This window comes from Candidatus Beckwithbacteria bacterium, assembly GCA_026397255.1.
Taxonomy (GTDB): domain Bacteria; phylum Patescibacteriota; class Microgenomatia; order UBA1400; family CG1-02-47-37; genus JAPLVF01.
This window is the reverse complement of sequence record JAPLVF010000011.1, coordinates 43,744-66,473: the sequence shown is the minus strand read 5'-3', so window position 1 is coordinate 66,473 and position 22,730 is coordinate 43,744. Positions and strand designations below refer to the sequence as shown.

General features: G+C 42.3%; 27 protein-coding genes. 4 read left to right on the top strand and 23 right to left on the bottom strand.

The features are described from left to right. Position 1 precedes the first annotated feature (1 nt). The 4 genes from NTZ93_02340 to NTZ93_02325 form a co-directional block, all read right to left on the bottom strand. Positions 2–1,759 (bottom strand): hypothetical protein, encoded by a 1,758-nt coding sequence (locus NTZ93_02340; protein ID MCX6816675.1) that lies wholly within the window; start codon positions 1,757–1,759, stop codon positions 2–4. 107 nt (positions 1,760–1,866) lie between these two features. After that, positions 1,867–2,379 (bottom strand): hypothetical protein, encoded by a 513-nt coding sequence (locus tag NTZ93_02335; GenBank protein ID MCX6816674.1) that lies wholly within the window; start codon positions 2,377–2,379, stop codon positions 1,867–1,869. Then, a complete protein-coding gene (locus NTZ93_02330) occupies positions 2,360–3,109 on the bottom strand; it encodes a DUF5667 domain-containing protein (GenBank protein ID MCX6816673.1) in 750 nt (249 codons plus the stop codon). The genes NTZ93_02335 and NTZ93_02330 overlap by 20 nt, the downstream gene beginning before the upstream one ends. Next, positions 3,103–3,684, bottom strand: a complete 582-nt coding sequence (locus NTZ93_02325) for a cytidylate kinase family protein (protein ID MCX6816672.1) — start codon at positions 3,682–3,684, stop codon at positions 3,103–3,105. The genes NTZ93_02330 and NTZ93_02325 overlap by 7 nt, the downstream gene beginning before the upstream one ends. A gap of 26 nt (positions 3,685–3,710) precedes the next feature. Between NTZ93_02325 and NTZ93_02320 the strand changes: the two genes are divergently transcribed. Both NTZ93_02320 and NTZ93_02315 read left to right on the top strand, forming a co-directional pair. Then, entirely contained in the window at positions 3,711–5,975 is a 2,265-nt protein-coding gene (locus tag NTZ93_02320) for a transglycosylase domain-containing protein (GenBank protein ID MCX6816671.1), read from the top strand. A gap of 40 nt (positions 5,976–6,015) precedes the next feature. Beyond that, positions 6,016–8,337, top strand: a complete 2,322-nt coding sequence (locus tag NTZ93_02315) for a transglycosylase domain-containing protein (GenBank protein ID MCX6816670.1) — start codon at positions 6,016–6,018, stop codon at positions 8,335–8,337. 2 nt (positions 8,338–8,339) lie between these two features. On the opposite strand, the gene NTZ93_02310 is transcribed toward NTZ93_02315, so the two are convergent. Genes NTZ93_02310 through NTZ93_02280 form a run of 7 tightly spaced genes read right to left on the bottom strand, consistent with a single transcriptional unit; the run spans position 8,340 to position 13,453 of the window. Then, positions 8,340–9,377 (bottom strand): class A beta-lactamase-related serine hydrolase, encoded by a 1,038-nt coding sequence (locus NTZ93_02310; protein ID MCX6816669.1) that lies wholly within the window; start codon positions 9,375–9,377, stop codon positions 8,340–8,342. A gap of 5 nt (positions 9,378–9,382) precedes the next feature. Further along, positions 9,383–10,318: a carbohydrate kinase family protein gene (locus NTZ93_02305; protein ID MCX6816668.1), complete on the bottom strand. Its 936-nt coding sequence runs from the start codon at positions 10,316–10,318 to the stop codon at positions 9,383–9,385. Further along, a complete protein-coding gene (locus NTZ93_02300; GenBank protein ID MCX6816667.1) occupies positions 10,308–10,958 on the bottom strand; it encodes a thiamine phosphate synthase in 651 nt (216 codons plus the stop codon). The genes NTZ93_02305 and NTZ93_02300 overlap by 11 nt, the downstream gene beginning before the upstream one ends. After that, on the bottom strand, positions 10,955–11,950 hold the full coding sequence (gene gap, locus NTZ93_02295; GenBank protein ID MCX6816666.1) for a type I glyceraldehyde-3-phosphate dehydrogenase: 996 nt from the start codon (positions 11,948–11,950) through the stop codon (positions 10,955–10,957). The genes NTZ93_02300 and gap overlap by 4 nt, the downstream gene beginning before the upstream one ends. Further along, complete coding sequence (locus NTZ93_02290) at positions 11,947–12,396, bottom strand: RpiB/LacA/LacB family sugar-phosphate isomerase (GenBank protein ID MCX6816665.1); 450 nt, start codon at positions 12,394–12,396, stop codon at positions 11,947–11,949. Before NTZ93_02290 ends, gap begins: the two co-directional genes overlap by 4 nt. Continuing rightward, positions 12,393–12,932: an LOG family protein gene (locus tag NTZ93_02285; GenBank protein ID MCX6816664.1), complete on the bottom strand. Its 540-nt coding sequence runs from the start codon at positions 12,930–12,932 to the stop codon at positions 12,393–12,395. Before NTZ93_02285 ends, NTZ93_02290 begins: the two co-directional genes overlap by 4 nt. Continuing rightward, the gene (locus NTZ93_02280) at positions 12,932–13,453 is read right to left on the bottom strand and encodes an anti-sigma factor (GenBank protein ID MCX6816663.1); all 522 of its coding nucleotides are present in this window, start codon (positions 13,451–13,453) and stop codon (positions 12,932–12,934) included. The genes NTZ93_02285 and NTZ93_02280 overlap by 1 nt, the downstream gene beginning before the upstream one ends. 46 nt (positions 13,454–13,499) lie before the next feature. Between NTZ93_02280 and NTZ93_02275 the strand changes: the two genes are divergently transcribed. Next, positions 13,500–14,216 (top strand): glycosyltransferase, encoded by a 717-nt coding sequence (locus NTZ93_02275; GenBank protein ID MCX6816662.1) that lies wholly within the window; start codon positions 13,500–13,502, stop codon positions 14,214–14,216. 48 nt (positions 14,217–14,264) lie between these two features. Here NTZ93_02275 and NTZ93_02270 read toward each other — a convergent pair whose 3' ends face one another. The 5 genes from NTZ93_02270 to nadE form a co-directional block, all read right to left on the bottom strand. Then, complete coding sequence (locus tag NTZ93_02270; GenBank protein MCX6816661.1) at positions 14,265–14,462, bottom strand: hypothetical protein; 198 nt, start codon at positions 14,460–14,462, stop codon at positions 14,265–14,267. 87 nt (positions 14,463–14,549) lie between these two features. Beyond that, on the bottom strand, positions 14,550–14,777 hold the full coding sequence (locus NTZ93_02265) for a ferredoxin (protein ID MCX6816660.1): 228 nt from the start codon (positions 14,775–14,777) through the stop codon (positions 14,550–14,552). Between the two features lie 27 nt (positions 14,778–14,804). Beyond that, on the bottom strand, positions 14,805–15,500 hold the full coding sequence (locus tag NTZ93_02260; protein ID MCX6816659.1) for an FAD-binding oxidoreductase: 696 nt from the start codon (positions 15,498–15,500) through the stop codon (positions 14,805–14,807). A gap of 11 nt (positions 15,501–15,511) precedes the next feature. Continuing rightward, positions 15,512–16,099: an HD domain-containing protein gene (locus tag NTZ93_02255; protein MCX6816658.1), complete on the bottom strand. Its 588-nt coding sequence runs from the start codon at positions 16,097–16,099 to the stop codon at positions 15,512–15,514. Further along, a complete protein-coding gene (gene nadE, locus NTZ93_02250) occupies positions 16,089–16,811 on the bottom strand; it encodes an NAD(+) synthase (GenBank protein ID MCX6816657.1) in 723 nt (240 codons plus the stop codon). Before nadE ends, NTZ93_02255 begins: the two co-directional genes overlap by 11 nt. 18 nt (positions 16,812–16,829) lie before the next feature. Between nadE and NTZ93_02245 the strand changes: the two genes are divergently transcribed. Further along, positions 16,830–17,849, top strand: coding sequence for a quinolinate phosphoribosyl transferase (locus NTZ93_02245; GenBank protein MCX6816656.1), 1,020 nt, complete (start codon positions 16,830–16,832; stop codon positions 17,847–17,849). On the opposite strand, the gene NTZ93_02240 is transcribed toward NTZ93_02245, so the two are convergent. From NTZ93_02240 to NTZ93_02210, 7 genes are all read right to left on the bottom strand, one after another. Further along, positions 17,842–18,381: a cysteine hydrolase gene (locus NTZ93_02240; protein MCX6816655.1), complete on the bottom strand. Its 540-nt coding sequence runs from the start codon at positions 18,379–18,381 to the stop codon at positions 17,842–17,844. The two genes, NTZ93_02245 and NTZ93_02240, sit on opposite strands and share 8 nt — an antisense overlap. Positions 18,382–18,450: 69 nt before the next feature. Continuing rightward, on the bottom strand, positions 18,451–18,696 hold the full coding sequence (locus NTZ93_02235) for a DUF1858 domain-containing protein (protein MCX6816654.1): 246 nt from the start codon (positions 18,694–18,696) through the stop codon (positions 18,451–18,453). Beyond that, positions 18,651–19,007, bottom strand: coding sequence for an SUF system NifU family Fe-S cluster assembly protein (locus NTZ93_02230; GenBank protein ID MCX6816653.1), 357 nt, complete (start codon positions 19,005–19,007; stop codon positions 18,651–18,653). The genes NTZ93_02235 and NTZ93_02230 overlap by 46 nt, the downstream gene beginning before the upstream one ends. A gap of 40 nt (positions 19,008–19,047) precedes the next feature. Further along, entirely contained in the window at positions 19,048–20,265 is a 1,218-nt protein-coding gene (locus NTZ93_02225) for a SufS family cysteine desulfurase (protein ID MCX6816652.1), read from the bottom strand. After that, positions 20,246–21,562 (bottom strand): Fe-S cluster assembly protein SufB, encoded by a 1,317-nt coding sequence (gene sufB, locus NTZ93_02220; GenBank protein MCX6816651.1) that lies wholly within the window; start codon positions 21,560–21,562, stop codon positions 20,246–20,248. The genes NTZ93_02225 and sufB overlap by 20 nt, the downstream gene beginning before the upstream one ends. A 92-nt stretch (positions 21,563–21,654) precedes the next feature. Continuing rightward, positions 21,655–22,323, bottom strand: a complete 669-nt coding sequence (locus NTZ93_02215; protein ID MCX6816650.1) for an ABC transporter ATP-binding protein — start codon at positions 22,321–22,323, stop codon at positions 21,655–21,657. After that, a complete protein-coding gene (locus tag NTZ93_02210) occupies positions 22,317–22,694 on the bottom strand; it encodes an Rrf2 family transcriptional regulator (protein ID MCX6816649.1) in 378 nt (125 codons plus the stop codon). The genes NTZ93_02215 and NTZ93_02210 overlap by 7 nt, the downstream gene beginning before the upstream one ends. Positions 22,695–22,730: the final 36 nt, after the last annotated feature.

Below are 22,730 nucleotides of genomic sequence, written 5' to 3'. Positions count from 1 at the left end.
ATTATCTCCTCAAGAACTCCAAACCACTCCCCTGATTTAAAGAAAAATTTTCATTTACTCTTACTTTTAGTAATGCTTTTGTGTTCAATAATGCATAAAACACTGTTACCAAAAACCACGACCAGTCAATTATTTCGTCCGGGCCTGCCGCCACCGGCCGCCAAACCCACTCCGGAATGTCTTTGAGTGGCATCCAATTCGGCCACGGAATTTGATAAACCGGAACTTCTTGTTTCTTTGGTTTTACCTGATAAACTACCTTTTCTACGGAAGTCACTTCAGGGACTGTCCTTGAATTGACTATTTTTGGCCTTTTTTCTGTTCGCCCTTCAAGCCTGCCTGCCGGCGAGGCAGGGATTATCCCTGTAGGCTTAATTCCTCCCCGCTCAACTACTACTCTCTCTGTCTGTTCTTGTTTCGCCTTTCTTTCTACCACTCCTTCTTTTATCATTCCAAGACATTCCGTTCCGGAACGGAATGTCTGGAATGAGTCCGTGATCTCCGAGGACACTCTTCTTGATTGTTGCTTGGACTGAATCAGCTCTGGAATTACTTTTGAAATTTCTATCAAAATTGGCGAAACTATATGTTGTGATTCAAAAATAGTAACTGCGGCGGCCGGTAGTGGTTCTACCGGCACCCTCGGAACAGCTTCCGTTTTTTCTATTTCCACGGGCCTAATTATTTCCATTGACTGTGTTTTTCTGCTTAATTCTTGCCGCTTAATCGCTGGGCTTCTCATCTGCTCTTGTCGATAAACAACATCCTCTTCTTGTTTCACCTCCCTCTCTGCACTTGCCTTTTCTAAATCCGATTGCCAACTAATCATTGCTATTGGCAATCTATCTGAAAGCATTTCAGTGTCGGACTTTAAAATTGTGTTAGTCGTCACAAATTCAGGCATCGGTGTCTCGATAATGTTTGGTACTCCTGACGCGGCCGCTAACTTAAACCAGAAACTGGTTGCGCTGGTAACCGGAATCGCGTTTTCCTGTTCGATTGACTGCTCGATTAAAGTTGTGGCTGTTTCGTCAAACTGGATTTCCGGCTTTACCACAATCGGTATTATCTCCGAAAACGACCAAAACGGCCTTGGCTGTGTCGACAAGAATTCTGGTTGGACCGATTGATACGCTTCGCTAATTAATTCAGGTAAATCTTGCTGAAAATCTATTGCCACGCCTTGAACAGCCCAACCAACCATTGGATCAACATCTGCACTTTCCGACACAAAACTAACATCTTCCCCTTTCTCTCCCAATAATTCCCTAAAATTTTCTATTTGATCAATTTGACTAAATGGCATTAATTGCGACTCCAAAACCAACTCATTTTCCTCTCTTTTAATTTGTTGCAAGGCAACTCCCAGCTCTGGATCAATTCCTCTTAAGGCCAAAAACTGAACCACCTGCCCTTTCTCTAGGCCTAATATTTTCTCTTCCAAACGATTCCACATTTTCCACTCCGCTTTTGCTTTCTCAATTTCTTCTTTTGACGCCCCATTTAATCGCAATAATGCCGCATTACGTAACAATGAGTGGCTAATTGATTGTTCGTAATCTTGCCAATATATCTTATTATCTCTTATCTCCAATGGAGTTTTAAAATAAGACTCCTGCGGCTTGACCATTTCTTGAGTTTTGGCAAATACATTCTTAATTTCGTTACCAATCTGATTTACACCCTGACCAAAAGACTGATCAAATGCCTTACTAATCGCTATGCCTGCTACTTGCCAATCAAAACTGTGTTCTGCCATTAACCCCTCCTGCTCGGGAGCCTATCTCAAGCTTTGGTTTTCTGGCTTATCGCTTAAAACGAATTACAGTTGCGGCACAGCGCCGGAATTCCTTGCCCCGCGTAGCTTTACGCAGAGCGTGGGCACCGGCTTACCCAAAATCTTAAGTTTAATAAATTTATTATTCCTAATGTTCCGCCTAAAAATACCATACTGCTGACTGCCTGTAGTTTCAAAAACGGCAAGCCCATCACATAGCAATCAATTAATCCAAATAAAGTATGTGGATATAACCCACCGATCAACCACACCCCAAAATTGGTATAAAAGTAAAAAAACAGCGCCCCGGCCAAACCGTAACCGGCGCCAAAAAGGAAAGCTTTATTTTTTAACCATCTCCCACCAAAAGCAATTAGGCTAAACGCGCTCCAGGTAAAAATCATAATCATCGTGTTGCCGATGACTAAGTCCGAAATCATTAAACTTAACAAAGCCACCACTACCCCCCAACGTCTGCCTAAATAAATTGAGGCTAATACCGAAGTCGTCATTATCAATTCCACATTTGGTCCCAAATCAAACCACAACCTTTCCCCTATCGCCAAGGAAATCAAAATTAAACTAATAAATAGGTTTTTCATAACGCCACTCCACTATGTCGCCGGCTTTCACCTCCTGTTTATCCGCTGCCACTTTGCCTGCCTCACCGTTGACAAAATAAATCCAGGCTTTTTGGGGTGTATTTTTCTTTGTGGTCACTTCTTCCACCAATTTTCCCCAATCATAGTCTTTTACTTTCACCCCACTACTGGCATTTTCCAAAGCCTCCAAGGCTGTACTGGCCGACACAGTTGCTGTCACTACTTGGTTATCCCCGAAATCTATCTTCGTCTTCACTTCTGTCGCGATCCCCAATCCCGCCTCATAATTTTTATCTCTGGTAATCATTTCCTGCAGGCTGTTTTTAAACTCATCTGAAACTTTATCCTTAACAATCGTCAACACCTCTTCATGTTTTTGTACTGCCTTTTTTAAGGTTTCTTTTAGGCCGGAGTTTTCCCCGAGTGCCACCGCCTGATATAAATATTTTTCTGCCTTGGTTAAAGTTGTCATACCCAAGGCTTGCTTATTACCTTCCACTAATGCCCAACCTGCACCCAAGCGCTTATCTGCATATAACAGCAGTTTTTCCGCTTTTGCTAAAGTATTGGTGGTTAACAATAACTGAATCCGATCCCGTACCATTTTTAACCAATATAGCGGATGGTCTGGCAAGGCTCCCGGATAAGGCAGGTAATAATCACTGGCAGCGCTGGTCGGCGCCGCTAACGCAAATATTAAAACCAAACCCACTAAAAGTTTCTTCAACATAAGGCCTCCATTACTTTTTTTAATGTTTCTTCTTTACTGTTGGAATAAGTATCAATTACCAAATCATACAAAGCCGGGTGCCAAAAATCAAAAAACCCTTCTGGTGTCTTTAACTTTTGCTTATCTTGTGGCAACCACAGCCGCCACTCTTTCTGATAAACCCGTGTCCATTTTTTGGCATTTTCCTGCTCTCTTTGTTTGATTCTTACCTTTGCTTTCTCCACCGTCATGCCGTCACGATTAACCAATCTGTCAATTCGCAAACTGTCATCACACACCAGTAAAACTTTTAGCACCCCTTCCACTCCTTGAGCGACAAACCCGGACAACCAAGCCTCCATAATCTGCTTTTGTTTTGTTTGTAAATTTTGCCTCATCTCTAAATCCACTTTTCTGGCTAAATCATCCGACCTATCAGAGGCGTTTTCTAAAGATAAATTGTTTTCCCGGCAATAGTCCCTGAAAAATTGGCCGGCGTTCCAATGCCGCCAGCCGATTTTTTCCGTCAATAACTGGCTTAAAGTGCTGGTACCCGTACACACCCGGCCGGAAATGGTCACATTTTTAAATTTCATTTAGTTTCCTATTATATAATATCTTTATGCGAAAGAAGAAACTAAAAAACAAAGTAAAAAAATTTGTCTTTATTTTTAGCAAATTTCTAATCGGTTTGCGAAAGAAGAAAGTAAAGAAGAAACTAAAAAACAAAGTAAAAAAATTTGTCTTTATTTTTAGCCTGCTGTTAATCGGTTATGGATTTATAAAGATCTTTAAAGACCTGCCCAATCCCAACAAACTCGGCTCTGATCAATTTCCTGTTTCCACTAAAATTTTAGATAGAAACGGCCAACTCTTATACGAAATTTATGCCGAACAGAATCGCACTCCGATTAAACTAACAGATCTGCCACCCTATATTGCTCAAGCCACCATCGCCATTGAAGATAAAAATTTTTACCACCACCACGGCTTTGCCTGGGAAGGTCTCACCCGCGCCTTTTTAAATACGGTTTTTAAACAAAATCTTCAGGGCGGTTCCACCATTACCCAGCAATTGGTTAAAACTTCCCTTCTTACTCCGGAACGGACAATTACCCGTAAAATCCGTGAAGCGATCCTAACCTGGGCCACCGAGGTCCGCTATCGGAAAAATCAAATTTTGGAAATGTATTTAAATAATGTTCCCTACGGCGGCACCGCTTATGGCATTGAACAGGCCAGTGAAACTTACTTTGCCAAATCTGCCAAAAACCTGACTCTGGCCGAAGCCGCTCTTTTGGCCGGCTTGCCTCAGGCCCCTACCCGCTTCTCTCCTTTCGGCGCCAACCCGGAGTTGGCCATCAACCGTCAACATCAAGTTTTAGATCGTCTGCTTCAGGATAAATATATTATTAAGTCACAATATGCCGAAGCCGTTAATCAAAAACTTGTCTTTGCCCCGCCCAAAAACAACCTTAAGGCTCCTCATTTCTCTCTTTATATTAAAGAACTTTTAGTCGATAAATACGGTGAAACCCTGGTCGAAAAAGGCGGCTTAAGGGTTACCACCTCTTTGGACCTAAGTCTTCAGGAATACGCCGAAAGCGCAGTGGCCAGCGAAGTCGCCAAGTTGAAAAATGCCAATGTCAGTAATGGTGCCGCTTTAATTACCATTCCCCGCACCGGTGAAATCCTCGCCATGATTGGTTCTAAAGATTATTTTGACGACTCAATTGACGGCAATGTTAATGTCACTACCCGCCAGCGCCAACCTGGTTCTTCCATCAAGCCGATTAACTATAGCGTCGGCCTTTTAAAAGGTTATACCCCTTCCACCCTGTTTCTCGATGTACCTGTTTGTTTTTTAGTTCCCGGCCAACCGCCCTATTGTCCAAAAAACTATGATGGCAAATTTCACGGCCCCGTCCAGATGCGCTTTGCCTTAGGTAATTCATTTAATATTCCGGCGGTCAAAATGCTCGCCGCCAACTCCGTTGACTCCATGATCGCCACGGCTTCGGCAATGGGTATTACCACTTTTACCGACCCCTCCCGTTACGGTTTATCTTTAACTTTAGGCGGCGGCGAAGTCAAAATGGTGGATATGGCTATCGCCTTTGGTGTTTTTGCCAACCAAGGCCTGAAAGTTAATCTTACCCCAATTCTTAAGGTGGTCACTTATCAGGGAAAAATCTTGGAACAAATTGATTTAAACACCGAGCTTCCGGTTGGCACGAAGGTTTTGCCCCCGGAAGTGACTTATTTAATTTCCCACATCCTTTTGGATAATAATGCCCGCAGTCAGTCCTTTGGCGGGTCCTCCCAATTAGTGGTTCCCAACCACGCCGTTTCCGTTAAAACCGGCACCACCGATGATTTGCGCGACAACTGGACCATTGGCTACACCCCTTCTTATTTAGTCGCTAGCTGGGTCGGCAACAACAATAACACCCCCATGTCTTCCTATCTTGTTTCCGGCGTCTCCGGCGCCGCCCCTATCTGGCACCAAATTATGACCTACACCCTTAAAGACAAACCTGATGAATGGCCTAAAAAACCGGAAAACGTGGTCGGCCTGGAAATCTGCAGTCTCTCCGGCTTTAAGCCTAATCCCGACCATCCCTGCGACGCCACCCGCTTCGAATATTTTATCAAAGGCCACGAACCGGATCTTGAACCGGAACTAAAACAATCTGTCTGGATTGATAAAACTACCAACCTACCTCCTCTCCCTGGTAATCCGCCCACTGGCGGAGAGAATTTAGAAATGCAGGAACACTTTATGCTTTCCGACCCTGTTCAGCCAAACTACTGCCTTGATTGCCCCAGGCCCCTGGACGACAAAGGCAATATCATCGAACCCGCCTACAATATTAGTGTAAAATAACCCCTCCCATTTTCTTTTCTTATAGGGTATAATACGCCCCATGTTCAAAGTTTTGGAGATTATCGGGCGATTCACCTATCGTTCAATTTTTTGGCTGATTAAGCTGATTTTTCAATCGGTTGTAATTTTTATTTCCGCCTATAAATCGACTTTCCGCTTCTTAAAATCTCTAAAAATTACAGTCAAATTACCTACAATCAACCTCCCCCGAATTAAAATACCCTATCGTAAATTACCCCATCCCAAATTACCCCGTCTTAAAACACTCAAAATCAAGCTTAAATTTAAAAAAATTCCGGTTGTTATTTTTTTGTTTATACTTTCTGGTTTGTTCTACTGGTTCGTCTTAAAAGGTCTTCCTAACCCGACTGATTTAATTAATCATCCGCCGGCCATCTCCACCAAAATCTATGACCGTAATGGCCAACTCTTGTTTACTTTTTACAAAGATCAAAACCGCACTCTTATCCCCTTAAGCGATATTCCTCAACACTTTAAACAGGCAACTTTAGCCATCGAAGACAGTCATTTTTACACTCACAAAGGTGTTTCCTGGACCGGTATTTTACGTTCCTTGGAACAAATTATTTTCAATCGCCAACTCCAGGGTGGTTCGACAATCACTCAACAGTTGGTTAAAAACGCCCTCTTAACTCCGGAACGGACCTTAACCCGCAAACTTAAAGAGTTAATTTTAACCATTGAAACCGAGGTTATCTTTTCCAAAGACGAAATCTTGGAAATGTACTTTAACCAAGTCAGCTACGGCGGCACTGCTTACGGCGCCGAACAAGCCGCTCAAACCTATTTTGGCCAATCGATTAAAGACGTTGATTTAGCCGAAGCCGCCCTTTTGGCCGGACTTCCCGCCGCCCCCACCACTTACTCTCCCTTTGGCTCTAACCCTTATCTTGCTATTTACCGCCAACACGAAGTTTTAAACCGCATGGTTGAAGAAAAAATGATTGCTCCCCAGGAAGCCGAACTGGCTAAAGCAGAAAAAATTAAACTCGCCCCGCAATATTCAAATATCAAAGCCCCGCACTTTGTGATGTATATTAAAGATTTACTAGTCAGTGAGTACGGTGAATCTATGGTCGAACAAGGCGGTCTCTCCGTCACCACTTCCTTAGACTTAACCCTTCAGGAAAAAGCTCAAAGCATCCTCACCCAAGAAATTGACAGCCTTTCCCCTTTTCACATTACTAATGGCGCTGCTCTGGTCACCAATCCGCAAACCGGCGAAATTCTCGCTATGATCGGTTCCCGGAATTACTTTGATTTCGACCACGACGGCCAAGTCAACTTAACTACGGCTTTACGCCAACCCGGTTCTTCCATTAAACCCGTTAATTATGCTTATGCCCTCGAACACGGCTATACGGCCGCTTCTATCATTCAGGACACGCCGGTAACTTACAACATCCCCGGTACCCAACCTTATTCGCCGATAAATTATGACGGCACCTTTCATGGTCCGATCACCCTGCGTTATGCTCTGGCAAATTCGGTTAATGTTCCGGCTGTCAAAGTTTTAGCCAGCTACGGTGTTGACAAAATGATTGAAGAGGGTAAAAAAATGGGCATTACCACTTGGAACCAACCGGAACGTTACGGCCTCTCCCTCACTCTTGGCGGCGCCGAGATCAAAATGGTCGATATGGCCGTTGTTTACGGGACGTTAGCTAATCAAGGCTTAAAAGTTAATCTCCACCCAATTCTTAAAATTACTGATGCTAAAGGTAAAATTTTACAGGATTTTGACTGTCAGGATTTTCCTAAAATTATGCCGCAGGCAGAGGCTACCACTAAACATTTAACCTGTAATCCCGAACCTGTCTTGAACTCTCTTACCGCCTATATTTTAACGGATATTCTGGCTGATCCCTTCGCTCGCGCTCAAGCCTTTGGCCTACGGTCTTACTTAAACGTTCCCGGCCAACAAGTCGCCGTCAAAACCGGCACCACCAACGATAAACGGGACAACTGGACGATTGGTTATACTACTAATTATTTAGTCGCCACCTGGGTCGGCAACAACGATAACACCCCGATGAGTCAAGTCGCCTCCGGCATTACCGGCGCCTCGCCTATCTGGAATAAAATCTTCACCGCCATCTTACAAAACCAACCGGCTCACCAATTTACCCCTCCGGCTAATTTAATTAAGGCTAATATTTGTACCATTACCGGCCAGTTAACCTGTGAGGGTTGTCCGACCAAAACCGAATACTTTATTCCCGGCACCGAGCCAAAGCAAGCCTGTTCTCCCGACCAAATCAAAATCATCTTGGAAGAAAAAGCCAAAAAAGACCAGGAAGAACGTGACAAACTCTTAACCGGCGCCTCCACCCAACGCTAACCCTACTTACCCAACCACTTCCACACCGCCTGCGAAATTTGCGGCATTAATGTTTCGGCCTCACCGTCATTCGCGTTATTAGAAAAAATACAAATCACATAAGGATTGGTAGCCTCCACCACTCCGCAATCGTTCACCGTTCCGATTTCGCTCCCGAATTTATGGCGGACTTTTATCCCCCCAGGCACCCCGGCGGTAATTCTGGTTTCCAAAATTGTATCAGTTAAGCTCTCCAGTAATTTTTGTTTTGATGCTGCTTTTAATAATTTACCCGCATAGATTTGTCCCCATAAATTAGCCATGTCTTTTACCGTTGATTTATCATCATTAATTAAGGTATTTTGTAAACCCCAGCCGTTAACTGTTTTCTGGACTACCCCTGCCCCCCCTAAAAAATTAATTAATAACTGCGCCCCCATATTATCGCTTTCTTTCCCGACTAAATCGGCTATTTGCTGATAACTAAATTCTGCTCCTGTCGGCTGCCCCTGTAGACTCCCGGTCCCATAGATTAATCGATCCCTGTCTTGCATTGAATAAATCTTGGCCGGATCAATTTTTTTCTCATCCACCGCCTTGTAATACGCTGTCAAAACCGGCAGTTTAATTACCGACGCCGCCTCCATTACCTCGTCTTGATTAATCTTTATATTTTCCTTTTTCTTTACATCTTCGGCGTAAATTGCCCAATCCCCCGCTTTATCTGCCAATAAATTTTTAATTAAATTTAAGGTTTCCTCTTTGGTGGTCTTAATAGTCTTTATTTCTGCCGGAGGGCTGCTCTCCGTTTTTGTTTTTTCAATCGTGATTACTTCACTCCCGCCGAAATTAAGTTTTGGCAGCCAATTAAATTTAATCAATTTAAACTGAGTGGGTAAATAAAAAAACAGGCCCAACCCAATCGTAATTGCCAACACAATTAAAGTCTGTTTTCTGGACCCTTCCTCTCCAATCGTCTTTCTCGGCCGCCGCTTCTTTATTTCCGTTTCTCCTTCTCCACTATAATCTTTCTCTCTTAAATCTTGGTCAAGTCTTCTCATAATTTTCATTTCTTCAGCCACTCCTCAACTTCCGGCTCAAATAACAGGCCCTCTTTTGGCCCGAAATGCTCCACCACTGACGCCCCATTCGCTAATCCCAATTTCAGGGCTTTTTCTAAGCTGGTAAATTTAATTAGTCCTGTCACTAATCCGCAGCCAAACGCATCCCCTGCCCCGCTTTCTTGCACCACCCTGGCTTTAACTGCCTCTAAAACCACTTTCTTTTTCCCTTCCAGTAAAGTCGCCCCTTTTCTACCTTCGGTCACCGCCACCAACCTTGCCCCCAGCTTAACCACATCTTTTAAAATTTCTGTTTTATTGTCTGGCTCATGCTGGGTTAATTTGGCCGCCTCTTCAAGATTTAGAATTAACACCTCCACATGGGGCAAAAATTGTTTTAATCTTTCCGGGGAGTTAATCTCACTCATTCCCGGATTTAAAGCCACTTTAATTCTTTTTTCCTGCCCGGCCCGGACAATCTTGGTTAATAAATTAAATTCTCCTCCTAGGCTGGAGACGTAAAACCAATCCGGATTAAGATGTTCCCATTCCACTTTCTGCCAGGATAAATAATTACTCGCCCCCCGATAAACCAAAACCGTTCTCCCGCCGTCTTCCCCCACTAAAATTGTTGAGTAGCTGGTCGGCTCGTTCACTTGTTGAATATATAACTGTGACACTCCTTCTTTCTTCAATTCTTTTCTGATAAACAAGCCCCAATGGTCTTTACCTAAACAGGTCACACAGGCAGTTTGCAGCCCCAACCTTTCAAATCCCGCCGCCGTATTGGTTGCCCCCCCGCCGGTCGTCATCACCATTTTATCCACTGCTAATTTTCCGCCATATTCCATGGCTAACTTTCCCCCGCTCACTTTAAAATCTTTGGCCGTTAAATAAACATCCACAAAACTGCTGCCGAATGTCACCACGTCAAATTTCATAAGCTAACCCCATTAATTTCCCCAGTTGTTGCTTAACATTGGCTGCTTTCCACAAAGCACTCCCAATCGCTAAAACATCAGCTCCGGCCCTGACACAGTCTTTAATTGTCACTTCATTCACTCCGCCGTCAACACAAATCTCTTTAATAAAGCCTTTTTTTCTTAAAAGCTTAACTCTCTCTAGGGCTGCCGCACTAAATTTTTGCTGTTCCTGCCCGGCCCGTACTGTCATTACTAAAATTAAGTCCGCTTCTTTGGCGACAAGCCATTCCAGCTCATTAAAATCTGTTTCCAGATCAACGGCCAAACCAACTTTTAAACTTAACCTTCGGGCTTCCTTAATAAACTCTTCCTGGCTGCTCATATTTTCGATGTGGCCAATGACCATATTCACCCCTTCTTGCCGGCAAATTTCCAACCAGTCAATCGGCTCCTCCACCATTAAGTGAACGTCTCTTTTTAAAGTTGTTGGTTGTTTCACCATCGTTTCCACGCTTAAGGTGGGGTTGGCCGTAAACGATTCGTCTGCCGGGTCCAGCTGAATTCTGGTTATCCCCTCTATTCCCTCATATAACTCCAACCTATCCTTCAAAACAGACAGGCTATTAATAAAAAATGTTGGTGTAATTATCGGTTTCATTGAAGAATCAGTTCTAACATTCTTAAAACATAACCCCACTCATTATCATACCAGGCTAAAATCTTCACCAAGTCGCCGTCAATTACCTTCGTCATTTCCAGATCCACCAATGAGGAATACTCACACCCAATCACATCGGAAGACACAATTGGCTTATTGGTTACTCCTAAAATATTTTTTAGCTCCGTCTGGCTCGCTTTAACTAATGCCTGGTTAACCTCTTCTCTGGTTACCTTTCTTTTGACTAAAAAAGTAAAATCGGTTAGCGAACCGGTTACGACGGGTACTCTAATCGCCATCCCGTCGAAAATTCCCGTAAGTTCCGGTAAAACCACATTGACCGCGTCAGCTGCGCCCGTGGAGGTTGGAATAATGTTGACACCCGCTGCTCTCGCTCGCCTTAAATCCTTATGGGAATTATCTAATAACCTCTGGTCAGAAGTATAAGCGTGAATCGTTGTCATTGCCGCTTTAACTATCCCAAACTCTTTTAACATCACCTGCGCCACCGGCACCACACTATTAGTGGTACATGAAGCATTGGAAAAAATCTTATCATCGCCTTTTTTATCTGCATTCACCCCCACGATATAAATCGGTAAGCTGCCGCCTTTGGGCGGAGCTGACACCAACACTTTTTTAGCACCAGCTTGCAAATGCTCTTCTGCTTGTTCCGGCCGCCTAAACTCACCGGTACACTCCAACACTAAATCTACCCCTAATTTCCCCCAGGGTAATTTTTTCGGGTCTGGTTCTGCCAACACCGGAATTGTTATCCCATCAATAATTAAATTATTTTTATCAGAACTCACTTTTCCTTTATATTTTCGATAAGTTGAGTCATACTCAAATAGCTGCGCCCAACCGCTAGTATCCATATTCCCGGACGTATTAATCGCTACCACTTCAATTTCTTTTTTATGCTTCATTAATGCCGCCCTTAAAGCCAATCTGCCAATCCTCCCAAACCCATTAATCGCAATCCGCATCATACAAAATTCCTTTCTTCTATTGCTTTTATTTTATCTAATCTTCTTTGATATTTCTCTTTTTGTTCCACTTCTGTCTCCAGCCAAACCCTTACCATTTCACAGGCTGTTTTTTCATCCACCACATCTGCCGGAATTGATAAAACATTGACGCCGTCGTGTTCTTTCGCATGTTTTGCCCGCTCAACATCATAGGCTTCTGCCGACCAAACCCCTTTAAATTTATTCGCCACTAGCGCCATGCCGCCGGACCCGCAAAGCAAAATTCCCTTTTCCCCTGTTGTTTGCACTTTTTCGGCCACTTTTTTACCAAAATCCGGAAAATCATCTTCTATCTCATATTGAGTATTGCCTAAATCTTCACACTCAATTTTCTGATCTTTTAACCACCCTTTTAATTTTTCTTTTAATTTAAACCCTCTATGGTCTGCTCCAAGATAAATCTTCATAATTTTTCCAGTGCCTCTAAAACTTGAGTCTCTGTTTCGGCAAACTGAAACACCTTCATCGCTTGAGCCGAAATCAGCATTTCCTCTTTTAATACTTTAATTATTTTCCGCCAAAACCTGCCGTATAAAATAAACGGCTTATGGTTGGGGTAATAAAATTTGGCTAAAGCCCAAGCTGCTCCCAGCTCGGAAATCGTTCCTGTTCCGCCTTTAAAAATAATAAAACAGTCAGCATGCTCCAGTAATTTAAACATTCTTTCTGGGTAATTATGAGTTTTAATTTCCTTGTCCGCTTTGTTTGCCAAATACCGACCTTCAAATCCCGGCGCATCCTGAGGATTAAAAGTAATCGCCAACGTTTCTCCTCCGACAGATATCGCTCCCTGGGTCGCCGCATTCATAATTCCCGGCCCGCCGCCATTGACAATCGTATAGCCCTTCTTTGCCAAAACCTGGGCAATTTTAAAGGCATCCTGATAATATTTGCTTTCCGACTTTAATTCCGAAGCGCCGAAAAAAGCAATATTTTTAATCATCAAAAATTTCCCTCCAAAATGTGCTTATCCGGCACCGGATTTCCGTCCTCCGGTTCCCAAGTCACCACTACGCCTTTAAACTGACTCTTATCTTGATCACTGATGTAGTAAAGCTTGCCTGTTCCCGCATCCATCCGTCCGACTGAAAAAAACCCACTCTCACCCACTAACCAACCCTCATAATAAAAACCTTTCTCTAGAGCTGGCAACCGGCTCGCTTCAATCTTAAAATAAAATTTTTTATCAAATTGCCTCCAAGCCGTCCCCACAGTCTGACCACCTTCAACGTCCCTAAGCATTGTCATCTCCGCCCCTTTTTCTTTAAACGCGTTCTCTATTGCCTGTTTTTCTGCTTCCGTCATTTCCGGTTTAAGCTTAGTTTGGTCAGTTATCATTTTGGAAGATTCCAAGGTAATTTCCGGGCTGATTTTTTCTTCTACTTTTCGATTTCTTTTGATTACGGCTATTCCGCCGACAATCAATAAAACCGCCAATAACCCTAAAATTATTTTTTTTAACATACTCCCTCCCTTTCTTATAACTTATACTATAATATCTTATCTAACTATGCCAATACCTAAAATTTCCGTCATCGTCCCTGCCTATAATGAAGCTAAATCTATCGGTCTTTGCCTAACCTCCCTGAAAAATCAAGATTACCGTCACCCCTACGAAATTATTGTTGTCGACAACAACTCGACTGACTCCACGGCCGCCATCGCTAAAAAATTTAATATTCGTGTTGTTAGCGAAACTAAGGCCGGGCCGGGCCGGGCCCGTAACGCCGGCGCTAAGGTCGCCCGTGGCCAAATTTTAGCCTTTATCGACGCCGACTCAATTGCTCCTTCTGACTGGCTCGATAACATTAATAACGCTTTTAGTTCCCAACCAGATCTCGCTGCCCTAGTTGGCATCTATCGTTTTCATCACAAATCAAAATATCGACTCATCCCCTTTTTAATCTTTCCCTTAGGCGAAATGCTCAATAAAATGATCACTGGCTATTTTTCTTTCGGTGGGGCTAATTTTGCTATCAAAAAAAAGGTCTTTACCACTGTCGGCGGCTTTGACTCTAAATTCTTCTCTTTCGAAGACATGGAGTTAGCCCGACGAGTTAGCCGCGTCGGCAAAATCGGTTATCTCCATGAATTAGAAGTTAAAACCAGCGATCGCCGTCTGCGTTATGGCATCAACCGTTATCTCAAATACGGTTTACCTATTTTCCTCTCCTTTGCTTTTCTTAATAAACCCTCAAAAAAAATCTTTCCTAACATTCGGTCATAAGAAACCCCGCTGCTCGCGAGCAGCGGGGTATATTTTCGCTTTAAAAAATTAAGCTTTCTTCAAAACCGGCATTCCGGTTCTCTGAGTTTCCATCACTGCATATCCGGACGGAACTGCATCTAAAGATCCGCTTCTCACGTCACGGGCAAAGAAGTAAATTCTCTGCTTTTTCCCGCCGCGAAGATTAACATCTTTAAAGTGTAAGTAATAAGTTACACCTTTTTTATTCTTATAAGAATAAGCCATTTATACCTCACCCCCTCTCTATATCTGACCTAAGCCTAGACAGTTATTCCCCTGATGTCAAGAGGCGCACCTCAAGAATATTATAAGCTAGTCCTTGGGCCACACCTTTTCGTTTGTTTCCGCGTCGTAAATTTCAATCGCGTTCGTCGGACAACTTTGTGCGCCTAATAAAATATTCTCTGCCGTATCCCCGTTTTCGTCCGCCACATAAACAATATTATTCTCATCCAATTGATAAACTTTAGGGGCGATTCCCACACACGCCGCCGCGCTGATACACTTATCTTTAATAATTTTAATCTTATATTTCGCCATATTTATCCGCCTGTGGCGGAATCCTCCTTAGAATTTTTCAAAATGAATATTGACTTCTGGTACTCCCTTATCTTGCAACATTTGTTTAACTTCTGCAATCATTGTTTGGTTTCCGCACAAATACGCCCCCCAATCATTGTTTAAATCTAAATTCTTAATCTCATCAGTCACGTGCCCGCTTTCCACCGGCCATTTTTCCGGCGGCTTAGATAAAACTAACCGGTAATGAAAATTAGGATAATACTCGTCAATCTGCCGGAATTTTTCTTCCCAAAACATATCTTCCACATACCTTAGTCCCCACAACAGCCAAATTTCCCGTTTATCTTTTTTGTCTTCCAATAAATCAAATACCATGCTCCGTATTGGCGAAATCCCACAGCCGGTCGCCACGAACAACAACTTCTTCTCTCTGCCAACAATAAATCTACCCAGCGGCCCTAAAAATTTTACCTCATCTCCTGGCTGTAAATTTTTTAAATAGGTTGTCCCCTTCCCTTGGGGCGATAAATCCACGCACAAATCCACTCCGTAATTTTTTGTCGGTGTCGAAACAATTGAATAGGCCCGTTTCTCTCCGCCGCCAATTTCTAAAGAAAGATACTGGCCGGCCTGAAAATTAATTGTGTTGGGTTTAATTAACTCCAGTTGAAATAAACAATAGTTTTTATTTAATTGTGTCTTTTCGCTTAATTTAGCTGTATATTGCTGCGGAGTCACCATGAACACTATTATTACTGAATTATCAAACCTATTTCAACCGCCGCTTTGCTTACTTCATTAAACGCCTGATACTGTGTTTCAAATATTTGGTGCGTTTTTCCCCAAAGTTCGCCTGCCTTACCGATTAATTCTCTCGAACTTTGAAATCTAAGCCTAAAACGACTTTCGTCTAAAATCCCATTTTTGCTAAATCTCACTCCATCCAAATTATCTGCATCTTTAAATACCTTTAATAACCAAGCTTCTGTAGGATTTAATCCATAAATTTCATTATCATCAACCCAGTGACAATTGCATAAAAGCTTAACGAGATTTCTACCTTTTTCACTAAGCTTATCGCCAATAATCTGATCAACCTTCTCCGCCGCTTTCTGCCCGTGAGTAAAATCATTTAACTCTTTCATTTCTGTATCATGTAATGCTCCTGCCCAATCTAGCACCTCAATAAAAAAAGCTGGCTCTTGATGAATTTCCTCTGGAGCATTAATTGCCTCTAATCGGAATATTTCTCGCGCTAAATACATTACTCTAAAGCTATGGTCCGCTTTGTATTGCTCAAGCCGACCTTCTGCAGAACTAATTAATTCCTTATTTAGCATAATCGGTCAATATTATATCATCATCTCCAAGATTATATGGCGCTCTTTTCTTAAATTCCACCTTTTTTAGCCATTTCTCAATTTTTTTATTTGGTTTTTTGTTTTTAAAATATCCTTCTACTTCTTCATAGCTAAAACCCAAATCGCCCTCATCAGTTTGCCCTTGCCACAAACCTGCGCTCGGCGCCTGCTTAATAATTTTTTCCGGAATTTTTAATTCTTTCGCCAGTTGGCAAACTTGGGTTTTGTACAAATGAATAATCGGCTCAATGTCTGAGGCCTCGTCGCCATAACGGGTATAGTAACCTAAAAGTTTTTCCGACTTATTCTCCGTCCCCACCACTAAGGCTTTTAGTTTTTTCGCCTGGTCAAAAGTATATATCATTCTCACCCGTGCCATAATATTTCCCAACCTCACTTTGTCTTTTACCCCGAATCCATCCACGATTTTGGCAATGTTTATTTTAACTCTGTTTTCTGCTGAAATTTTCACCCAATCGATAATTAAGCTAGAATTCTCTACTGACTGGTTTTTATAAGGTAATTGCATCGCATAAACATTTTCCGCTCCCAAGGCTTTCACCATCAGCACCAACACCACGCTGGAATCAATCCCACCGGACACTGCCACCACGGCTTTTGATTTTTTTTCTTTTTCAAAAATAGCTTTAATAAACTCAATTTCTTTATTCCCTGCTGACATAGTAGACATATATTGTATTATAACCTCATGATTAAGTTTTATTTCCCGACTGCTAAAATCCGGCGTGGCGACTATAGTGACGTATATTTTAACCGTGCCAGAAAGATTTTAATCGACGACAATTACCACCCAATCCTTACTTTGCAGGTTTTTCAAAAACAAAAAAACATAACTCTTTGTGGCATTGAAGAAACTAAACAACTCTTTCGACAAACAATTGATTCTATTTCTCAGTTAAAAATTCATGCATTAAAAGACGGTCATCAAATCTCCTCATGGGAAACCGTGTTAACTATTGAGGGGGACTATTCTTATTTTGCTCATCTGGAAACTGTCTATTTAGGTATTTTCGCCCGCCGCAGCCTGATTGCTACCAATATCCATAATGCTGTTGTGGCCGCTAACGGCAAACCTGTTCTCTACTTCGCCCCCCGCTTTGATTATTTTCTTAATCAGGAGGGTGATGGTTATGCCGCCCTTATCGGTGGCGCCAGTGGAGTCAGCACTCCCGCCGCTGCCTCCTTAATTAATCAAAAACCTGTCGGAACCATTCCCCATGCCTTAATTGTTGCTTATCATGGTGACACCGCCAAAACCGCCATCAAATTTAATCAATATTTTCCTGAAATTAATACTATTAGCCTGATTGACTTTAATAATAATTGCGTTAAAGGAGCCCTCGAATCAGCTAAAAAATTGGGTAAAAAACTTTGGGGGGTCCGTCTCGACACTGCCGAAAATATTGCTGATATTTCTACTCCACAACAAACCGGCGTTAATCCTCTGCTGGTCAAAAAAGTCAGGCAGGCTTTAGACAATAACGGCTATAATTGGGTAAAAATCATCGTTTCCGGCGGCTTTAATCCGGAAAAAATCAAACAGTTTGAATTAACTAAAACTCCTGTTGATATTTACGCTGTTGGCAGTTCAATTTTTTCCGGCAAAATTGATTTTACCGCCGATGCTGTTCGTTTAAACGGCAAAAATTTGGCCAAAACCGGCAGAAAATATTCACCCAACCCCAGATTAAAACCCTGGCCTATTTAATTAAATCTTTAGCTTTCACTATTTTCGCTTTGTAACACATCTTTAGGTATTCCAAGCCTTTTTCTTGATCCTCTTGAGTAAATGACTCAACGCAATCACGCGGAATAATAATATCGTAATTTCTCGCAAAAGCGTCGGCGCTGGTATGCCGCACGCAAATATGCGTATGTTGACCTGTAATAATGACTGTTGTCACCCCATTTTGTCTCAATGACAAATCCAACCCTGTTTCATAAAAAGAGCTGTAAGTTCTTTTTGGTAAAATCACATCGCCCTTTTGTGGTTTCAGCATCTTAATGACTTGAGCTCCCGACGTCCCCGCTAAAGCATGCATTCCCCAAACTTTTTCTTCTGGATCTCCAGGCAAATGAGCATCATTCGCATAAACCACTAACCAATGTTTCTTCCTGGCATAAGCTAATAACTTTTTTATGGGGTTAATAATTACTTCTGCTCTTTTATTGGCCAAACTGCCAAAAACAAAATCCTCCAACATATCTATCACTATTACTGCTTTTTTATCTTTAGACATATAACTCCTTTATTTTTTAATAAATTGATAGTGGCATTATAACAGACATGGTTAAGCTTGCCTCTATCATTAATTTCCGTCTCGGCGCTTCTTCTTAATTATCTCGTTTAATTTTTTCACCATTTTCTCTACCTCTTTATTATCAAACCCGTGCGCCCTCGCCCCCTCTTCCAAAGTTTCAAACGCCGCCGCCATACAGCCAACACAATGTAAACCGTAATCATCCATCAATACTTCTGTCAACTCCGGATAAGCCCCTGTTAACTCACCTAAATTAGTAGTTTTTGTAATACCACTAGTCCGAGTGTGGCGCATTTTTTCCTCCCTAAACTAACATTTATGCCTAATTTTTTAATCATGTCCTGATCGGTTAATTTTTTTACTTGAACCACTGTTTTCCCTTTCACCATTTCCGTCAGCATGCTGGTTGCCGCCATGGCAATCGCGCAACCTTCGCCTTTAAATTGAATGTTCGTTATTCTTTTATCTTTAATCATTAATCCTATCTCAATCACATCCCCACAGCTGGCATTCCGATCCATCGCTTTTATCTTAAACTCATCAACCGGACCAAAATTTCTCGGATTTTTATAATGGTCCAGTATTTCTTCTCGATATATATCCATAAAACTTATTTGACGCAGGCAATACAAATTTTTCGCGCGATCATTTGAATACTTTCCTTACTTTTTCTAATGCCTTAATTAACGCATCTATGTCTTTTTTGTCATTATAAATATAAAAACTGGCTCTAGTCGACGCCACCAACCCAAACCGCTGGTGTAACGGCATCGTGCAGTGGTGGCCGGACCTGACCGCCACTCCTTCACTGTCCAAAACCTGCGCCACGTCATGTGCGTGCACCCCTTTAAAACTAAAGCTCAGTACCCCGCCGCGGATGTTCACGTTTTTGGGTCCGTAAATTTTAATTTCTTTAAATCTAGCTAATTCTTTCAAAGCATAGGCCGTTAATGCTTTCTCGTGCTCTCTAATATTTTTCAACCCCAGCTGATTATGATATTCGCAGGCCGCCGCCAAACCCACTGCTCCCTCCACGTTCGGCGTCCCTGCTTCCCATTTTTCCACCCCCCTCGCCCACACCGCCGGTTTGTCAATATAAACTTCAGAGATCATCCCGCCACCGGTTAAAAATACACCCATTTCCTCCTGCCGTTCTTTTTTAATATACAAGGCGCCAATTCCCATCGGCCCCAACATTTTGTGTCCTGAAAAAGCTAACCAGTCACAATTGATTTTTTTCACATCAATCCCTACATGCTGCACGCTTTGCGCTCCGTCAATTAACACCCGGGCTTTCACTTTTCTGGCCATCCTGACAATTTCTGCCACCGGATTAATTGTTCCTGTCATATTGGACATGTGCCCTACTGATATCAACTTAGTTTTTTTTGTTAACTTCTTCTTAAAATCTTCCATATCCAAAACCCCTTCATCAGTCACATCCACAAACCTTACCGTTAACCCCAGTTGCATCCACGGCAAAATATTGCTGTGATGCTCCATCACCGTTGCTAAAATCTCTCCGTCTTTATCAATATTTTTCCCAGTCCATGCTTTAGCCACTAAATTAATTCCTTCAGTCGTATTTCTCACAAAAATAATTTCGTCTGAATTTGCCCCCACGAACTTCGCCACTGCTTCCCGGGATTTTTCATACAATTCACTCGCCTCTTCTGACAAAATGTGTAAACCCCGATGCACATTGGCATTGTGTTTCAAATCAAAATCCCGCATCGCTTTAATTACTTGAAGCGGTCTCTGCGACGTCGCCGCGTTGTCCAAATACACCAAACGCTTACCGTTAACTTTACGTTTTAAAATCGGAAAATCTTGTTTTATCTGCTTAATGTTCAGCATAAAGATCGATCAATCTATTTATTTCCACAGCATACTCCAAAGGCAAATTTTTGACTACCGGTTCAATAAAACCATTAATAATTAAACTGGTTGCCTCTTGTTCTGACAATCCCCGGCTCATTAAATAAAACAGTTCCTCCTCAGCAATCTTCCCTGTTTTGGCTTCGTGCAATGCCGTCACGTCGTCTTCTAAAATTTCCATGCTTGGATAAGTTTTAGCCTGGCTTTTGTTGTCCAATAACAATGATTCGCAATTAACACTGCTTTTTGCCCTTTTCGCCCCTGGTAATATTTTTACCAACCCTCGGTAACTCGCTTTCCCACCGTCTTTACTGATCGATTTCGACACAATATTGGAAGTGGTCTTCTTGCCGATATGGATCGCTTTCCCACCCGTATCCATCTCCTGCCCCTTTCCTGCCAAACTTAAAGATAACTGACTCGTCTTCGCCCCGTCGCCAATTAAAATACTCGCCGGATAGACCATGGTCGCCTGACTGCCCAAACTAACCGACACCCATTCCATCACCCCATCTTCGGCTACCATCGCTCTTTTCGTGCCTAAATTATAAACATTTTTACTCCAGTTCTGAATCGTGGAAAATTTGACTCTGGCCCTTTTCCCCACAAATATTTCCACTACCCCGCTATGCAGAGAATCCTGCTGGTAAACCGGCGCACTACAACCTTCAATAAACTCACTTCTGCTCTTTTCTTCAGCCACAATAATCGTGTGCTCAAACTGCCCTCCCGCCCTTAAGTTCAGCCAGAAGAACCCTTGCAATGGTTCTTTGATTACTACCCCTTCCGGCACATAAACAAATACCCCGCCAGACCAAATTGCCCCGTTTAAACTGCTGAATTTATTATTATTTATTGTCACCGCTTTCGTCATAAAATACTGCTTGACCAAATCCGGCCACCGCTTCACCGCCTCTTCCATCGGGCAAAAAATCACTCCCTGGTTCTCCAGTTTTTCCTTTAATTTCTGATAAATTATTGTGCTATTCCATTGCGCTCCCACTCCGGCCAAAATCTTTCTCTCTTGTTCTGGAACCCCTAATTTTTCAAACACATCCTTGGTTTCTCTCGGCACCTGATTCCAACTTCTTTTCGGTGAATCTTCCGGCTCGCTAAAATAATTAATTTTCTCAAAGTCTAAACCGCTTAAATCTACCCCCCAATTAGGCATTGGTTTTTCTTGGAAACTTTTTAAAGCTTTCAATCTTAACTCCAACATCCACCCAGGCTCTTTTTTTTGCTTGGAAATTTTCTTAATTAAATTTTGGTCAAGAATAGTCATATTAATATAATTTGACGCAGGTAATGTAAATTTCGCGCGCAATCATGTTGCCCTTCGGGCACGCGTGAGCACGATAATTTATCTTTACCGAGTCAAAAATTACCATAACCGTCTTTCTCAATAATTTTTATCAGCTCTTTTCCGCCGCTTTTAACAATTCTTCCCTCTTTCATTACTAAAACCCTATCCGGTTTTAAGTATTTAAAAATTCTGGTGTAATGTGTAATCAGCAAAATTCCTAATTTTTTCTGTTTAATTTCCCCTAGTAATTTTAAGGCGTCAATATCCAACCCCGAATCAATCTCGTCCAAAATCGCATACTTTGGCTTCAACATTATCAGTTGTAAAATTTCCAGCTTTTTCTTTTCTCCGCCGGAAAAACCCACATTAATCTCTCTTTCTAAAAACTCCGGCTTAATTTTTAAATCTTTCGCCGCTAACAACAACTCTTTTCTTGGCTTTCTTACTATCTGCCCCACCGTCACCCCCCTGATGCCGATCGGATTCTGCCACGCCAAAAATAAGCCTATTTTTGCCCGTTTATCCGGGCCCAAATTCAATAAATTTTCCCCGTCAAGTGAGGCTTGTCCGCTCACTAACTGATAGCTCGGGTTTCCCATTATGGCGTTCGCCAAACTACTTTTCCCACTGCCGTTCGGCCCCATTAAAGCGACAATTTCTCCCCGCTCAATTTGCAAATTAATCCCGTCTAGAATTAATTTATTTTGCACTTTTACTTTTAAATTTTGCACTTTTAACATAACTCTTCCAAATTCATCTGATTTAACTGTTTTTCCAAAACTTGATTTAATTTCACCAGCACTTTTCGCTGATGGCAAAACTTGGCCGCCGCGCATGTCTGCCCCTGCAGACACGCCACCACTCCCTTTTTTCCTTCAATTGCCTTAAAAATCTCTCCCACTTTGACTTTTTTATTCAACCAATAGCCGCCCTCTCTTCCCTCTCGGCTTTTAATTAACCCCGCTTTTTTTAGCTTCACCGCAATCTTGCTTAAAAACCTATATGGCAGCTTCTTCTCTTTCGCCCACTCCGACAAACTTAACGACTTTTTTTCGTAAAGTTCCGCCATTAACAGCAACCCTAAATCCACCTCTCTGGAAATTTTAAGCATGTAGTACTCCTCCTAATATAGTCGGAGTTTACCACA

Bases quoted from the DNA above. Each gene is read 5' to 3' on its own strand.
- NTZ93_02340 (MCX6816675.1), bottom strand. From the start codon at position 1,759: ATGGCAGAACACAGTTTTGATTGGCAAGTAGCAGGCATAGCGATTAGT.
- NTZ93_02335 (MCX6816674.1), bottom strand. From the start codon at position 2,379: ATGAAAAACCTATTTATTAGTTTAATTTTGATTTCCTTGGCGATAGGG.
- NTZ93_02330 (MCX6816673.1), bottom strand. From the start codon at position 3,109: ATGTTGAAGAAACTTTTAGTGGGTTTGGTTTTAATATTTGCGTTAGCG.
- NTZ93_02325 (MCX6816672.1), bottom strand. From the start codon at position 3,684: ATGAAATTTAAAAATGTGACCATTTCCGGCCGGGTGTGTACGGGTACC.
- NTZ93_02320 (MCX6816671.1), top strand. From the start codon at position 3,711: ATGCGAAAGAAGAAACTAAAAAACAAAGTAAAAAAATTTGTCTTTATT.
- NTZ93_02315 (MCX6816670.1), top strand. From the start codon at position 6,016: ATGTTCAAAGTTTTGGAGATTATCGGGCGATTCACCTATCGTTCAATT.
- NTZ93_02310 (MCX6816669.1), bottom strand. From the start codon at position 9,377: ATGAGAAGACTTGACCAAGATTTAAGAGAGAAAGATTATAGTGGAGAA.
- NTZ93_02305 (MCX6816668.1), bottom strand. From the start codon at position 10,318: ATGAAATTTGACGTGGTGACATTCGGCAGCAGTTTTGTGGATGTTTAT.
- NTZ93_02300 (MCX6816667.1), bottom strand. From the start codon at position 10,958: ATGAAACCGATAATTACACCAACATTTTTTATTAATAGCCTGTCTGTT.
- gap (MCX6816666.1), bottom strand. From the start codon at position 11,950: ATGATGCGGATTGCGATTAATGGGTTTGGGAGGATTGGCAGATTGGCT.
- NTZ93_02290 (MCX6816665.1), bottom strand. From the start codon at position 12,396: ATGAAGATTTATCTTGGAGCAGACCATAGAGGGTTTAAATTAAAAGAA.
- NTZ93_02285 (MCX6816664.1), bottom strand. From the start codon at position 12,932: ATGATTAAAAATATTGCTTTTTTCGGCGCTTCGGAATTAAAGTCGGAA.
- NTZ93_02280 (MCX6816663.1), bottom strand. From the start codon at position 13,453: ATGTTAAAAAAAATAATTTTAGGGTTATTGGCGGTTTTATTGATTGTC.
- NTZ93_02275 (MCX6816662.1), top strand. From the start codon at position 13,500: ATGCCAATACCTAAAATTTCCGTCATCGTCCCTGCCTATAATGAAGCT.
- NTZ93_02270 (MCX6816661.1), bottom strand. From the start codon at position 14,462: ATGGCTTATTCTTATAAGAATAAAAAAGGTGTAACTTATTACTTACAC.
- NTZ93_02265 (MCX6816660.1), bottom strand. From the start codon at position 14,777: ATGGCGAAATATAAGATTAAAATTATTAAAGATAAGTGTATCAGCGCG.
- NTZ93_02260 (MCX6816659.1), bottom strand. From the start codon at position 15,500: ATGGTGACTCCGCAGCAATATACAGCTAAATTAAGCGAAAAGACACAA.
- NTZ93_02255 (MCX6816658.1), bottom strand. From the start codon at position 16,099: ATGCTAAATAAGGAATTAATTAGTTCTGCAGAAGGTCGGCTTGAGCAA.
- nadE (MCX6816657.1), bottom strand. From the start codon at position 16,811: ATGTCTACTATGTCAGCAGGGAATAAAGAAATTGAGTTTATTAAAGCT.
- NTZ93_02245 (MCX6816656.1), top strand. From the start codon at position 16,830: ATGATTAAGTTTTATTTCCCGACTGCTAAAATCCGGCGTGGCGACTAT.
- NTZ93_02240 (MCX6816655.1), bottom strand. From the start codon at position 18,381: ATGTCTAAAGATAAAAAAGCAGTAATAGTGATAGATATGTTGGAGGAT.
- NTZ93_02235 (MCX6816654.1), bottom strand. From the start codon at position 18,696: ATGCGCCACACTCGGACTAGTGGTATTACAAAAACTACTAATTTAGGT.
- NTZ93_02230 (MCX6816653.1), bottom strand. From the start codon at position 19,007: ATGGATATATATCGAGAAGAAATACTGGACCATTATAAAAATCCGAGA.
- sufB (MCX6816651.1), bottom strand. From the start codon at position 21,562: ATGACTATTCTTGACCAAAATTTAATTAAGAAAATTTCCAAGCAAAAA.
- NTZ93_02215 (MCX6816650.1), bottom strand. From the start codon at position 22,323: ATGTTAAAAGTGCAAAATTTAAAAGTAAAAGTGCAAAATAAATTAATT.
- NTZ93_02210 (MCX6816649.1), bottom strand. From the start codon at position 22,694: ATGCTTAAAATTTCCAGAGAGGTGGATTTAGGGTTGCTGTTAATGGCG.